This is a genomic window from Sphingomonas sp. GW821-FHT10F11 (genome assembly GCF_058809095.1).
In genome coordinates, this window is the sequence record NZ_JBXASH010000013.1 from 40,794 (window position 1) to 55,080 (window position 14,287).

Genomic DNA, 14,287 nt, shown 5'->3' on the forward strand with positions numbered 1-14,287 from the left:
AGGCCAACGCACGGAGTCGCCGTTCGGGCCTTGTTATAAAATTTCAAAGCGCTTGGCGAGGGGCCCGCCGTACCGATCGTGACGACGGGCTGACCACTCTGCCACCGGACGTTTCCCGCGGGAAAAGCCACATATGCCCACCCTTCAGGCTTCACGTGCAAAAATGCAGGCCGGGCGGGCGATTGTGGGTCGATGGTCGCGCTGCATGCCGCGGCCCGGACGCCGGTGCCGGCACTGCTGTTCGTGACGCCGCCATGGGCCTCGCGCTCGACCACTATCGGGTTTTCGCAACCCGCACCGCCTGATCCGGCGGCAACAGGCGAATTTCGAACAATTTCGACCAGCGTTTTCCGGTAACGAACAGGCGCTTGCCGGCCGGGTCCCAGGCAATGCCGTTCAGCACATCCTCGCTGTCCTGCCCGCCGCCGAGCCGATCGACATTGGCCAGGTCGATCCACGCCTTCACGTCGCCCGTCGCCGGATCGATCCGCGCGATGCGATTGGTCTTCCAGACATTGGCGTAGATTTCCCCGTCGACCCATTCGAGTTCGTTGAGCAGGGGGACCGGCCTTCCGCCGGCGGTGACGCGAATCCGCCGCCGTTCCTGGAAAGTCGCCGGATCGAGGAAGCGCAATAGGGGGGAGCCGTCGCTCAGGATCAGCGACTCGCTGTCATGGGTCAGCCCCCAGCCCTCGCCATCATAGTCGAAGCCGGAGCGCAGCCCGAGCGTCCGCGCGTCCCAGCGATATCCGGCGCCGTTGCGCCAGGTGACGCCGATGATCTCGTCGCCCCAGTCGACAATGCCCTCGCCGAACACCGCGCCAGGCAGCCATGTCTGAATTTCCGTCCGGCCATCCTCGATCCGGACCCGGCGCAGCGACGATCGGCCGCGCAGTCCCGAACTCTCGTAGAGCGCGCCGTCGCGATAGAAGAGGCCTTCGGTGAAGATCGCGGGGTCGTGCGGATAAGTCCTGACGATCTCGACACGCTGTACCGGGATGGAACCCTGCGCCGTTGCGACGGAACCGGCCAGGCAGAGCAGCACGAACAGCAGGGCACGATGGAACATCGCCCCGGTGTTGCATGGCGATGGGGGAAGCGAAAGAGGGCCGGTGGGGGCGGCCGTCCGGGCGAAGGCTCGACTCCCCGATTGACTCGTTGCGCCAACCGGAACAAAATAGGAACATACTCATTCAGCGAGTCGTGTATTTGTCGTCTGCCGTCGCCCTTTCCGCCTTACGCGAAACGCTTCGCGCGATCGAGGGGGATGGGCTGCGCCGGCGGCCGGTGCTGCCCTTCGGCATCGGTGCGATCGATTCGCGGCTGGCGACGGGCGGCCTCACGCTCGGCGCGCTGCATGAGATCGCCGCGGCGAGCCCAGGCATGGGCGACGATGCCGCCGCGACCCTGTTCATGGCCGGTATCGCCGCGCGCGCCTGGGGACCGGTGCTGTGGGTGGTGCGGCGACGGGATCTGTTCGCGCCGGGGCTCTACCAGGCGGGGCTCGCGCCCGAGCGGATTCTTTATGCCGAGGCAACGGACGATGCCGAGCTGCTCGCGCTAATGGAGGAAGGGCTGCGGCATCGCGGGCTGGGCGCGGTGATCGGCGAGGTGAAGAGCGCGTCGATGGCCAATACCCGCCGGCTGCAGCTCGCGGCGGAGGGCGGCAAGACGATCGCGCTGCTGCTCAAACGTCATGCGCGCGAGGGCGGCAATCCGCTCGCCGTGCCGTCAGCCGCGGTAACGCGCTGGAGAATCGCCGCCGCGCCTTCGACTCCGCTCCCGGTCGAAGGCGTCGGTTGCCCGCGCTGGCGGATCGAACTGGTCCGTCAGCGCGGCGGCGAACCCCATAAATGGACGATGGAGGCATGCGATGAAACGGGTCGCCTCGCTCTACCTGCCCGACTGGCCGATCGACCGGCTGCGGCGGGCGGAACGCGCCGCCGCGCCGCCTGAAGCGCGCACGCCGGCACAACCGATCGTCGATATCCGCACAGCCCCGCGCGACGGCGGCTGGCGTCCCGGCGCGCGCTGGGCGCGGGGGGAGGAAGGGCCGACGCTGCCAAGGCTGCGGGGAGACGATGGGTCACCTGGTTCCTCCCCGGAACGGGGAGGGGGACCGCGCTTGCGCGGTGGTGGGGAGTGTCGGGGCGAACCTGCCCCGCAGGTTCGAGAATTGTCCGGGGGACAATTCGACCCGACGCTGAGCGCGGCACGGTCTCGCCAAGCCAGCCCCTCCACCAGCTGCGCCGGTCCCCCTCCCCGTTCCGGGGAGGAATTGGAAGTCCCCCTCATCACCTCCATCCGCGAGGGCAGCAAAATCCTCGTCGCCGCGACCAGCCATGCCGCGCATCTGCTCGGCATCCGGGCCGGCATGGCGGTGACTCAGGCACGGGCGCAAGTACCGGACCTCGATATCCGGCCTGCCGACCCCGAAGGCGATCGCGCCGAGCTGACCCGCCTCGCCATCACCGCCGCGCTGCACTGGTCGCCGATCGTCGCGCTCTCCGGGGCTGGGCGAGAGGCGGACGGGCTGTTCATCGACATTACCGGCACCGCGCATCTGTTCGGCGGCGAGGAAGCGATGGCACGGCGCATCCTGAAACTGCTGGCCCGGCTCGGCTTCACCACGCGGATCGCGGTGGCCGATACGGTCGGCGCTGCCTGGGCGCTGGCACGCTATGCCACCGGCGGCCGCCACCCGGTCCTGATCTGCCCCAAGGCCGGGCATGTCGATGCGCTCGCTCCGCTGCCGGTGCCGGCGCTCCGCATCGAGCCGACCGCGGTCGAGCTGCTCAGGCGACTCGGCGTCGACTCGATCGGGCAGCTCATGGCCATGCCCCGCGCCCCGCTCGCGCGGCGCTTCGGCGCCGGGCTGGTCGCTCGGATCGATCAGGCGACGGGCCGGCTCGGCGAACCGCTCGATCCGGTCGTCCCGCTCGAGCATATCGTGACCGTGCAACGTTTCGCCGAGCCGATCCTGACCGGCGAGGCGATCGCGCACTGGCTCGACCGGCTCGTCCCCGATCTGATCGCGAAGCTGGGTAAGGCCGGGCGCGGGGCGCGGATGATTGAGCTGGTCGCCGATCGCATCGACGGCAGGCCCCAGGCGATCCGCATCGGCGTCGCCCGCGCCAGTCGCGACCCGGCGCATCTGAAACGCCTGTTGCTGCGCCGGATCGAGACGATCGATCCGGGCTTCGGGATCGACGCGCTGACGCTGCATGTCAGGCGCAGCGAACCACTCGGGCCCCAGGCGCTGGTCGAGCGGCTGGACGAGGACGCAGCACCCGATATCGCGCCGCTGATCGACACGCTCGCCATCCGCATCGGCGCGGGGCGGCTCTGGCGCATGCGGCCGGTGGAAAGCGACGTGCCCGAACGCGCCGCCGCACCCACACCGGTGCTCGATCCGCCCGAACGCGCCGCACCGCCGCTCAAGCCGGGCGATGTCCGCCAGCTCGATCGCACCGCCGATCTCCACCCCTGGCATCATCGCTGGCCGCGCCCGGTGCGCATGCTGCGTCGGCCCGAACAGCTCGACCATGTCATCGCCGAGCTGCCCGACCAGCCGCCACGCCGCTTCACCTGGCGTGGCACGACTCACCGCGTGGTGCGCGCCGACGGGCCCGAGCGCGTCCACGGCGAATGGTGGAAACGCGCGACCGAGCAGCATTCGGTGCGCGACTATTTCCGGGTGGAGGACGAGGCCGGCCAGCGTTTCTGGCTATTCCGCCGCGGCGACGGCGAGCGCGCCGAAACGGGCGACCTCACCTGGTTCATGCACGGGGCATTCGGGTGACCTGGTCCGAACTGCAGGTGACGACGCATTACAGCTTCCTGCGCGGTGCCTCCTCACCCGAGCAATTGTTCGCCGCCGCGGCAATGTCCGGCATGCCGGCACTGGGCATCACCGATCGCAACTCGGTCGGTGGGGTAGTGCGCGCGCTGGTCGCCGCGGAGGAGATTACGGCGCAAGGCTTTCCGATCCGGATGATCGCCGGCTGCCGGCTCGATCTGGTCGACGGCACCTCGACCCTCGTCTGGCCAGAAGACCGGGCGGCCTGGAGCCGCCTCACCAGCCTGCTCACGCTCGGCAAGGGACGGGCCGATGCGCAAAAGGGCGAAAAGGGACAGTGCTTCCTTCATTGGGAAGATGTGGCAGCGCATGCGACGGGGCTGATCGGCGCGCTCATACCCGGCATGACCGAAACCTACGAACAGGACGATCTCGCGCTGCGCTGGATGGCGGATGTCTTCACCGAACGCGGGCACCTTTGCCTGACTCAGCACCGCCGCCCCGGCGATGCGATGCGGCTGCATCTGCTGGACCAGAAGGCGCGGGCCTTCGGCCTGACCCCGCTCGCCACCGGGGATGTACTCTACGACACGCCAGATCGGCGCATGCTGCAGGACGTCGTCACCGCGATCCGCAACAAATGCACGATCGACGATCTCGGTTTTCGACGGGAGCGGAGTGCCGACCGGCACCTCAAATCGCCGGCGGAGATGATACGGCGGTTCAAGCGCTACCCGGAGGCGATCGCCGCTACCGAGGCGATCGTCGAGCGCTGCACCTTCTCGCTGCGCGAGCTGAAGGAGCAGTATCGCTATCCTGACGAAGTCGTGATCAGCGGCAAGACGCCGCAGGACGCGCTGGCGAAGATGGCGCGTACCGCGCTGGCGGAGCGGTTCGCACCCGAGCCAATTCCACCTGCCTATACAACACTGCTGGAGCATGAACTCGCGCTGGTCGAGGAGATGGGATACGCGCCCTATTTCCTGACCGTGAACTCGATCGTGCGCTTCGCGCGCAGCCAGGAAATATTGTGCCAGGGCCGTGGTTCAGCCGCCAATTCGGTGATCTGCTTCGTGCTCGGGGTCACCTCGATCGACCCGGTTTACCACAAGCTGTTGTTCGAGCGCTTCATCTCGACCTCGCGCCACGAGCCGCCTGATATCGACGTCGATTTCGAGCATGAGCGGCGCGAGGAAGTGATCCAGTGGATCTATGAGACCTATGGCGAGAATCATGCCGCAATGACGGCGGTGGTCAGCCGCTTTCGTACGCGCGGCGCGCTGCGCGAGGTGGGCAAGGCGCTTGGCCTGTCCGAGGATATGACCGCAGCGCTTTCGGGACAGGTCTGGGGCTGGTCGAGCGACGGCCTGCCCCCGGAGCATGTCGAGGCGCTCAACCTCGATCCCACCGAGCAGCGGCTCGCGCTGACGCTCGACCTGGCGCAACAGCTCATCGGCACGCCCCGGCATCTGTCGCAGCATCCCGGTGGCTTCGTGCTGGCTCAAGGCCGGCTCGACGAATTGCTGCCGATCGAGCCCGCCGCGATGGTCGACCGCCGCGTGGTGGAGTGGGAGAAGCTGGACGTCGAGGAGCTTGGCCTGATGAAGGTCGATATCCTCGGCCTCGGCATGCTCGGCTGCATGCGCCGCACCTTCGACCTGCTGCGCGAGCACAAGGCCATCGACCTGCGGCTCGACAGTCCGTTGATGCAGGGTGAGGATCCCGAAACCTTCGCCATGATCCAGACGGCCGATACGCTCGGCGTGTTCCAGATCGAGAGCCGGGCGCAGATGTCGATGCTGCCGCGGATGAAGCCGGTCAATTTCTACGACATCGCCATCCAGGTCGCGATCGTTCGCCCCGGGCCGATCCAGGGCGACATGGTGCACCCCTATCTCAAGCGGCGCGAGCAGAAGGAGCCGATCGAATATCCGAGCAAGGCACTGGAAGCGGTGCTGGAAAAGACGTTGGGCGTGCCATTGTTCCAGGAACAGGCGATGCAGGTCGCGATGGTGGGCGCCGGATTCTCCGCAAGCGAAGCGGACCGGCTCCGCCGGGCGATGGCGACGTTCAAGCAGACGGGCGGTGTCGGCAAGTTCCGCGAGCCGCTGATCAGCGGCATGCTGGCGAACGGCATCTCCCTCGATTTCGCCGAGCGGCTGGTCAAGCAGATCGAAGGGTTCGGCAGCTATGGTTTTCCCGAGAGCCATGCCGCGAGCTTCGCCAAGATCGCCTATGCCTCCTCATGGATGAAGTGCCATCATCCCGAGATCTTCTGCACCGCCCTGCTCAACGCACAACCAATGGGATTCTATGCGCCGGCGCAGATCATCCGTGATGCGCGCGAGCACGGGGTCGAGGCGCTGCCGGTGTGCATCAACCGGAGCGACTGGGACACGGTCGTTGTGCCGGGGGCGCCGAATGCCCGACCCCGCGATTCCCGTTTCTGGGGAACCGACGCGGATTGGCGGGACCTGCTTCCCCTGAGGCTCGGCATGCGGATCGTGCTGGGGCTGAGCGAGGAAGATGCCGGAGCGATCGTGAAAGCCCGAGCGACCGGCCCCTTCACCTCGGTCGAGGATGCCTGGCGCCGTTCCCGGGTGAAGCCGGCGGCGCTCGAAAAACTGGCCCGGGCCGATGCCTTTCAATGCCTTGGCCTCAACCGGCGCCAGGCGCTCTGGGCGATCAAGGGATTGGGGCAGGTGCCGCTGCCGCTACTGACCGCCGCCGATACGCGGGCGGGCACCATCATCCCCGAAGCGCGCGAGCCAGTCGTCGCACTGACTCCGCTCACCGCCGGCCGGGAGGTGGTGGAGGATTATCGCGCGACCCAGTTGACGCTGCGCAACCATCCGCTCCATTTCCTGCGCGGCGAACTCGACCGGATGCGCATCAGGAAGTGCAGCGATCTCAAGATGATGAAGGACGGCGCGCGGGTCGAAGTGGCGGGGATCATCCTGGTGCGGCAGCGGCCGGGCAGTGCCGAAGGCGTGGTGTTCGTGACCCTGGAGGACGAGACCGGCATCGCCAACGCGATCCTGTGGAAGGACCGGTTCGAGGCGCAGCGGCGCATCCTGATGGCGGCGTCGATGATCAGCGTGGTCGGCCGCGTTCAATCCGAAAGCGGCGTCATCCATGTCGTCGCCGACCGGATCGTCGATCATACCCATTTGCTGCGCGGAATCGGCGATCTCGATCTGCCGAACATGACGATGCCCGGCGACGGGGCGACGCATGGCGGGACGATCGATCCGCGCGACCGGCCGAGATTGCCGTTGTTCGGAGGCGAGATGGAAGAGGTGATCCCGATCCGCTCGCATGATTTCCACTGATCCTCCCCATTCCGGAGAGGAATTTTACTCCACCGTCTGCTCGATCACGCCGAAGATCGGGTGGCGCTTGTCGTCCTCGGCCCAGATGCGGACCGTGTCGCCCTTTTTCAGGAACGGCGTCACCGCAGCACCGCCCTTGATCGTCTCGACCATGCGGACCTCGGCGAGGCAGCTATAGCCCACGCCGCCATCGGCGACCGGCTTGCCCGGCCCGCCATCGGCGTCGCGGTTGGAGACGGTGCCTGAACCGATGATCGTCCCCGCCCCCAGCGCCCGAGTCTTCGCGGCATGCGCGATCAGGATGCCGAAATCGAAGGTCATGTCCTCGCTCGCCTCGGCCCGGCCGAATGCCTTGCCGTTGAGATCGACCATCAGCCTGCGGTGGAGCTTGCCGTCCTTCCACCAGTCGCCAAGCGAATCCGGCGTCACGAACACGGGCGAGAAGGCGCTGGCCGGTTTGGACTGGAAGAAGCCGAAGCCCTTGGCCAGCTCGCCCGGGATCAGGTTGCGCAGCGACACGTCGTTGGTGAGGCCGACCAGGCGAACTGCATCCAGCGCTTGCTCGCGACTGGCGCCAAGCGGCACGTCGCCCGTCACCACCACCACCTCGGCCTCGAGGTCGCAGCCCCAGCTTTCGTCCGCCAGCGGGATCGGATCGCGCGGACCCAAGAAACCGTCCGAGCCGCCCTGGTACATCAGCGGATCGTGCCAGAAGCTTTCCGGCAGTTCCGCACCCCGCGCCTGCCGCACCAGCGCGACATGGTTCACATAGGCCGATCCGTCCGCCCATTGATACGCCCGCGGCAGCGGCGCCGCAGCGCCATGCTCGTGGAAGCGGCGCATCGGGATCATCTCATGCTCGAGATCGGTCGCGAGGTTCCTGAGATCGGGCAGCAGCCGATCCCAATCATCAAGTGCCGCCTGCAGCGTGGGGGCGATATGCTCCGCATCGGCATACCAGGCCAGATCGTTCGAAACGACGACAAGCTTGCCGTCGCGTCCATGCTTGAGGCTGGCCAGTTTCATGCGCTCTCCTGTGTTTCCATCGAGCATAGTCCGATCGCCCGGGCTGTCGAGCGCCAGCGCGCTTGACGTTCGCGTAAACGAACCGCACACCCTCCAAAAGGTTGCAGGAGAGAACTGAATGTCCCTCGACACCGTGCAGGGCCGCTTCGCCTATACCGAGGATCACGAGGCTTTCCGCCAGAGCGTGCGCAGCTTCCTGCAGAAGGAAGCCGTCCCCCATGTCGCCGCATGGGAAGAGGCGGGCATCGTCGACAAGTCGATCTGGACCAAGGCTGGCGCGATCGGCATGCTGTGCCCGACGGTACCAGAGGAATATGGCGGGCTGGGCCTGGATTTCGGCTATAACGCGATCATCGACGAGGAAGTGTCGTACGCCGGCACGCCGCTCGGCTTCGCGCTCCAGTCCGATATCGTCTGCGACTATATCGTCCAGTACGGTTCCGAGGAGCAGAAGAAGCAGTGGCTGCCGCGTCTCGTCTCGGGCGAGACGATCACCGCCATCGCGATGACCGAGCCAGGCACCGGATCCGACCTGCAGGGTGTCCGGACATCCGCGAAAAAGGACGGCAATCATTATGTCGTCAACGGGTCCAAGACCTATATCACCAACGGCCAGAATGCCGACCTGATCCTGGTCGTCGCCAAGACCGATCCCGATGCCAGGCCAGCATATAAGGGCATGTCGATCATCCTGGTCGAGAGCGACCGGGAGGGCTTCAAGCGCGGGCGCAACCTCGACAAGATCGGCCAGGATGCCGCCGACACGTCGGAGCTGTTCTTCGAGGACGTGCGCGTGCCGATGACCAATTGCCTGGGCGAGGAAGGCAAGGGGTTCATCTATCTGATGAGCCAGTTGCCGCAGGAGCGGCTGTCGATCGCGGTCGGCGTGCAAGCCTCGGCGCAAAAGGCGTTCGACGAGACGGTCGCCTTCACCAAGGAGCGCAAGGCATTCGCCGGCGTGGTGTTCGATTTCCAGAACACGCGTTTCGTGCTCGCCGATCTGAAGGCAAAGCTGCAGGTCGGCTGGGCGCACCTCGACTGGGCGATCAAGCGGCACCTCGCCGGCGAGCTGACCCCGACCGAAGGCGCCGCGGCCAAGCTGTGGCACAGCGAGCTGCAATGGGAGGTGATGGACAAATGCCTCCAGCTCCATGGCGGTGCCGGGTACATGAACGAATATCCGATCGCACGGGCCTGGCGCGGGGCGCGGGTGAGCCGGATCTATGGCGGGACCAACGAGATCATGAAGGAGCTGATCGGGCGGAGTCTCTAAAACCGGATTACGCCCGCTTCAGCAGGGCGCCACGGCTCGGAAGGCCTCGCGCACCCTGGCGTCGATCATCGGCTTGCCCAATATGATCGCCGGCGGATCGCAGCGCGCACAAGCCTCGGGGGTGGCAGTGATGAAGATCACCGGGAGCGGCCCCATCTCGTCCTGAATCATCTCCACCGCATGCGGCCCGGTGCCCTCGCGCAGCATCACGTCGGACATGATCACGTCGGGCCGGTGCTCGCGCGCCGCGTCGACCGCTTCGCGCTCGGTTTCGGCGAAGGAGAAAGTCGTCGCTCCTGCCAGTTCGAGCATCTCCTGAAGATCGAGCGCGATCAGCGCTTCGTCCTCGATGATCAACACATGGCACACGGGCAGTCTCCCTGGCCCATATCAACGTACCACATCAATAGTCGGGTACGGGCCGAGAAGCTTTATTTCGAAAGGATTCAGGCGAGCGGCATCAGGAAAGTGAAGCGAGTCTGCATCGGCGACGACACGACGCTGAGCGATCCGCCATGCGCCCTGGCGATTTCCGAGGCGATATAGAGGCCGAGGCCAAGCCCTGCCTGGTCCGGCCGCACCGCGCCGCGCGCGAAGGGCTGGAACAGGCGCTCGATCGCCGCGGGCGGGATTTCCTCGCCGGCATTGCTTACCGACAGTTCGAACACGTCAGCGCGCGTCGCCGCGTGCACCAGCACCGGCTGATCCGCGGCACCATGAGTCATCGCGTTGCCGAGCAGGTTGGACAGGAGCTGCGCGATCCTGCCGCGATCACAATCCACATCGGCATCGAGTTCGATCACCGCCTCGACCTGCTGGGTCGGATGGCTGGCGCTGAGCTCGTCGATCACCTGGCGCAGAACCGGCTCGAGCTGGACCGGCGTCCGCTGGAGCGTCAGTCCGCCGCCGAGCCGCCCCCGCGCGAGATCGAGCACATTGTCGATCAGTCCGGCCATGCGTGCAACGCTGCTCTGCATCAGCCCCAACACCTTGGTTGCCCGTTCAGGCGTAGGATCGCGCGCGAGAAGCCGCGTGCCCGCGTCGATCGAGGCGAGCGGATTGCGCAGATCATGGCCGAGCACCGCGATGAACTGCTCGCGCAGCTCGGCCGTCTTGCGCTCGTCGAGCAGAGTCGCCGCGCTCCGCTCGATCTGCGCCTGGGCGTCGAGATGGAAGGCGATCATGTCGGCGAACATGCGGAACATGCCGATCGTCTCGGGATTGTTCACCTGTGCCGGACGCGGATCGATCGCGCAGAGCGTGCCGAAGAAACGCCCGTCGGGCAGAAGGATCGGCATCGAGATATAGCTCTGAAAACCATAGGTGGCGGGCGTGTGGTGATGGCAGAAATCGGGATGCTCGGCGACGTGATCGATGATCACCGGCTCGCGGCTCTCGCGGATCTCGTTGCAGATCGTCGTCTCGACCTTCAGCTCGCCGCCCGGCGCAAGCCCGAAAGCGATGTCGTCGCGCACGCTGCAGGCGATCCAGCGCTCCTCGGTGACGCGCGCGATCGCGGCGAAGCCCATGCCCGTGGTGCGGCAGACGACATCGAGGATCGTCGGCACCGCATCGATCCGCCTGATCGCCGCGATATCGAACTCGAACGCCGTCGGCTGAGCAATATCCCCCATCTGCACCGCGCCAGCTTAGGCGCGATCCATGAGCGCGTCACCTGACTCATCCCTGATCCGGATCAAGCGTTTCGTCACCGATATTGACTTTTTGCACCGCAGCATGCATATGCAGCCCATCGAGGCGTCATGCAGCGTGATCGGACTTTAGGGTCCAAGCTCCGCCTCGGTCGTTTTTAACGGGCTTCCCTTTTCACGCGGGGTGTCATTCTCCCCCGCCACTCGTGCGTCCACCGGACTCGCGAGCCCGGCTAATATTGGACTATATTCTCATGTCTTTCGCACATCTCGGCCTGGCTGAGCCGCTCGTCCGCGCGCTCGAAGCCAAGGGCTACACCACCCCCACCCCGATCCAGAAGCAGTCGATCCCGACCCTGCTCGACGGCCGCGACCTTCTCGGCATCGCGCAGACCGGCACCGGCAAGACCGCCGCTTTCGTCCTTCCCTCCATCCAGCGCCTCGTCAACGCGCCCAAGAACGTGCTGCCGACCCATTGCCGCATGCTCGTCCTGGCGCCGACCCGCGAGCTGGCCAGCCAGATCGCCGACAGCGCGCGCGACTATGGCAAGTTCTCCAAGATGTCGGTCGCGACTGTGTTCGGCGGCACCAGCATCAACAAGAACCGTCAGGACATGGCGCGCGGCATCGACATCCTCGTCGCCACCCCGGGCCGGTTGCTCGACCTGATCGAGCAGCGTTTCGTCAGCCTCGCGACGCTGGAGATCCTCGTCCTCGACGAGGCCGACCAGATGCTCGACCTCGGCTTCATCCACGCGCTCCGCAAGATCGTGAAGATGGTGCCGCGTCAGCGCCAGACCCTGTTCTTCTCGGCGACCATGCCCAACGCCATCCGCGAGCTGGCCGACCAGTTCCTGAACGATCCGGCGACCGTGAAGGTCGCGCCCGTCGCGACCACGGCCGAGCGCGTCGATCAGTACGCCACCCTGGTCAACCAGTCGGAAAAGCAGGCGCTGCTCACCATCCATCTCCGCAACCCGGAGATCGAGCGTTGCCTGGTGTTCACCCGCACCAAGCACGGCGCCGACCGAGTCGTGAAGCTGCTCGGCCATGCCGGCATCGCCGCCAACGCGATCCATGGCAACAAGAGCCAACCCCAACGGGAACGGGCGCTGAGCGAGTTCAAGGCCGGCAAGGTCAAGGTGCTGATCGCGACCGACATTGCCGCACGCGGCATCGACGTGTCGGGGGTAAGCCATGTGTTCAACTTCGAACTGCCCAACGTGCCGGAGCAGTATGTCCACCGCATCGGCCGCACCGCGCGCGCCGGCGCGTCGGGCGTGGCGATCAGCTTCGTGGCGGATGACGAGCGGTCCTATCTGCGCGACATCGAGAAGCTGACGCGAGTCAAGGCGACCCCGATGCCGCTGCCCGAGGGCTTCACTGCAGAAGCGGCGAAGATCAAGGCGGCGCGTCCCGCCGGTTCCGACGACGATCGTCGCCGCGACGATTCGGGCCGCCACCGTGCGCCGCCGCGTGCGACCCATGCCGCGCGCCCGACCGGCGCCCGTACCGAAGGCCAGGCTCGCCCGCAGGGCGGGCGCCCCGAAGGTGCCGGCCGTCCGCAGGGCGCTCGTCCCGAGGGCGGTCGCCCCTATAACGCAGGTGCAGGTCGCCCGAACAGCGGTGGCCGCCCCGGCGGCCAGGGCCGTCCCGGTGGCGGCGGTCGCCCCGGCGGTGGCCAGGGCCGCAACCATTCGGGCGGCGGCCGCCGTTCGCCCGCGGCTGGCTGAGCGGTACCAAAGATAGCAGCGAGGTCCTGAGGGGCTGAAGCGGGGAAACCCGAGACGGTCATCTAATTCCTCCCCGGAACGGGGAGGGGACCACGAAGTGGTGGAGGGGCTTGGAGCCGCGGGACCTCTGCCCGGCGCTCCACGCCTCTCCGCCACCCGCTGAAGAAGCGGGTGGTCCCCCTCCCCCGGTTCCCGGGGGAGGAGCTAAGACGTCCGGCGCTCCAGACTCACCGACACCGCCAGGATCGCCAGGCCGCCAAGTGCGAGCCCGCAGCCGACCCAGCCGGTCGATGTCCAGCCGAACCCCGCTGCGATCGCCAGCCCGCCCAGCCACGGCCCCAGCGCATTCGCCACATTGAACGCCGAGTGGTTCAACGCCGCCGCCAGGGCCTGCGCATCGCCCGACACGTCCATCAGCCGGGTCTGCAGCACCGTGCCCAGCGCGCCCCCGACGCCGATCGCGCAGACGTCGATCAGCATCGACCAGAAATTCCGCGCGGCGATCGGATAGAGCGCCAGCGCCACCAGGCTCCAGACGAGCAGTGCCGCCGCCGTCGGCATCAGCGCCCGGTCAGCGAAGCGCGGGATGACAAGATTGCCCGCCGTCATGCCGACGCCGAAGACCATCAGCGCGACCGGGACCATCAACGGCGACACGCCGGTGACCTCCGTCAGGGTCGAAGCGAGATAGGTATAGACGGCAAACAGCCCGCCGAACCCGATCGCGCCGATGCCGAGCGTCAGCCACACCTGCCCGCGCTTCAGTGCATCCAGTTCGGCGAGTGGACTTCGTGTCCGGTCGGGCAGATCGCGCGGCGCATGGATCGCGACAAGCGCCGCGGTCAGCAGCGCGAGCGCCCCGACAATGGCGAAGCTCCAGCGCCAGCCGATCGTCTGGCCGAGGAAATTGGCCAGCGGCACGCCGGCGATCGTCGCCACGGTCAGCCCGAGCAGCACGCGCGCCACCGCCTGGGTGCGCTTGCCCGGCGGGACCAGCGAGGCGGCGACCAGAGTCGCGATGCCGAAATAGGCGCCGTGCGGCAGGCCGCTGAGGAAGCGCAGGCCCATCATCACGGCATAGCTGGGCGAGAGCGCGGTCAGGACATTGGCGACCGCGTAGAAGCCCATCAACAGGATCAGCAGCGTGCGCCGCGACATGCGCGCGGCAAGCACCGCGATGGTCGGCGCGCCCACCACCACGCCCAGCGCATAGGCGCTGATGACATGGCCCGCGGTCGGCGCGTCGATCCGGAGGTCGCGCGCGAAATCGGGGACCAGGCTCATCGTCGCGAATTCGGTGGTGCCGATCGCGAACCCGCCGACCGCGAGCGCGAGATGGGTCAAACCGACGCGATGGGCCGGGGTGGCGGGGTGGACGAGGAGCGCCGGCGCGGTCGGGTCTAGCATCGGTCACAGGTGGCTATGCTGCAGTGCGGCGTCAATTGCAGAGTTGGGTTGAGGAAAGGCCCGGC

At 67.0% G+C, this 14,287-nt stretch carries 10 protein-coding genes; 5 read left to right on the top strand and 5 right to left on the bottom strand.

What is annotated here, in order from left to right; genetic code table 11:
* Positions 1-274: 274 nt before the first annotated feature.
* Complete coding sequence (locus tag AC1RT8_RS23665) at positions 275-1,069, bottom strand: glutaminyl-peptide cyclotransferase (RefSeq protein WP_493078903.1); 795 nt, start codon at positions 1,067-1,069, stop codon at positions 275-277.
* A gap of 134 nt (positions 1,070-1,203) precedes the next feature.
* Here AC1RT8_RS23665 and AC1RT8_RS23670 point away from each other — a divergent pair, with 134 nt between their 5' ends.
* The 3 genes from AC1RT8_RS23670 (at position 1,204) to AC1RT8_RS23680 (ending at position 7,131) form a co-directional block, all read left to right on the top strand.
* A complete protein-coding gene (locus AC1RT8_RS23670) occupies positions 1,204-1,956 on the top strand; it encodes an ImuA family protein (protein ID WP_493078905.1) in 753 nt (250 codons plus the stop codon).
* A gap of 322 nt (positions 1,957-2,278) precedes the next feature.
* Positions 2,279-3,802 (top strand): DUF6504 family protein, encoded by a 1,524-nt coding sequence (locus AC1RT8_RS23675; protein WP_493078907.1) that lies wholly within the window; start codon positions 2,279-2,281, stop codon positions 3,800-3,802.
* On the top strand, positions 3,799-7,131 hold the full coding sequence (locus AC1RT8_RS23680) for an error-prone DNA polymerase (RefSeq protein ID WP_493078909.1): 3,333 nt from the start codon (positions 3,799-3,801) through the stop codon (positions 7,129-7,131). The genes AC1RT8_RS23675 and AC1RT8_RS23680 overlap by 4 nt, the downstream gene beginning before the upstream one ends.
* 24 nt (positions 7,132-7,155) lie before the next feature.
* Here AC1RT8_RS23680 and AC1RT8_RS23685 read toward each other — a convergent pair whose 3' ends face one another.
* On the bottom strand, positions 7,156-8,157 hold the full coding sequence (locus tag AC1RT8_RS23685; protein ID WP_493078910.1) for a fumarylacetoacetate hydrolase family protein: 1,002 nt from the start codon (positions 8,155-8,157) through the stop codon (positions 7,156-7,158).
* A gap of 118 nt (positions 8,158-8,275) precedes the next feature.
* Between AC1RT8_RS23685 and AC1RT8_RS23690 the strand changes: the two genes are divergently transcribed.
* Positions 8,276-9,430, top strand: a complete 1,155-nt coding sequence (locus AC1RT8_RS23690; RefSeq protein ID WP_493078912.1) for an acyl-CoA dehydrogenase family protein — start codon at positions 8,276-8,278, stop codon at positions 9,428-9,430.
* Between the two features lie 18 nt (positions 9,431-9,448).
* Here the strand turns inward: AC1RT8_RS23690 and AC1RT8_RS23695 are convergent, their stop codons facing one another.
* A complete protein-coding gene (locus AC1RT8_RS23695; protein ID WP_493078914.1) occupies positions 9,449-9,799 on the bottom strand; it encodes a response regulator in 351 nt (116 codons plus the stop codon).
* Between the two features lie 77 nt (positions 9,800-9,876).
* Positions 9,877-11,064 carry a GAF domain-containing sensor histidine kinase gene (locus AC1RT8_RS23700; protein WP_493078915.1) on the bottom strand — a complete coding sequence of 396 codons (1,188 nt, stop codon included), beginning with the start codon at positions 11,062-11,064 and terminating at the stop codon, positions 9,877-9,879.
* A 272-nt stretch (positions 11,065-11,336) separates the two neighbouring features.
* Here AC1RT8_RS23700 and AC1RT8_RS23705 point away from each other — a divergent pair, with 272 nt between their 5' ends.
* On the top strand, positions 11,337-12,815 hold the full coding sequence (locus AC1RT8_RS23705) for a DEAD/DEAH box helicase (RefSeq protein ID WP_493078916.1): 1,479 nt from the start codon (positions 11,337-11,339) through the stop codon (positions 12,813-12,815).
* A 204-nt stretch (positions 12,816-13,019) separates the two neighbouring features.
* Here the strand turns inward: AC1RT8_RS23705 and AC1RT8_RS23710 are convergent, their stop codons facing one another.
* Positions 13,020-14,222 (bottom strand): MFS transporter, encoded by a 1,203-nt coding sequence (locus AC1RT8_RS23710; protein ID WP_493078917.1) that lies wholly within the window; start codon positions 14,220-14,222, stop codon positions 13,020-13,022.
* Positions 14,223-14,287 lie beyond the last annotated feature (65 nt).

Excerpts from the sequence above, each read along its gene's own strand:
- AC1RT8_RS23665 (WP_493078903.1), bottom strand. The coding sequence starts at position 1,069 with ATGTTCCATCGTGCCCTGCTGTTCGTGCTGCTCTGCCTGGCCGGTTCC.
- AC1RT8_RS23685 (WP_493078910.1), bottom strand. The coding sequence starts at position 8,157 with ATGAAACTGGCCAGCCTCAAGCATGGACGCGACGGCAAGCTTGTCGTC.
- AC1RT8_RS23690 (WP_493078912.1), top strand. The coding sequence starts at position 8,276 with ATGTCCCTCGACACCGTGCAGGGCCGCTTCGCCTATACCGAGGATCAC.
- AC1RT8_RS23700 (WP_493078915.1), bottom strand. The coding sequence starts at position 11,064 with ATGGGGGATATTGCTCAGCCGACGGCGTTCGAGTTCGATATCGCGGCG.
- AC1RT8_RS23705 (WP_493078916.1), top strand. The coding sequence starts at position 11,337 with ATGTCTTTCGCACATCTCGGCCTGGCTGAGCCGCTCGTCCGCGCGCTC.
- AC1RT8_RS23710 (WP_493078917.1), bottom strand. The coding sequence starts at position 14,222 with ATGCTAGACCCGACCGCGCCGGCGCTCCTCGTCCACCCCGCCACCCCG.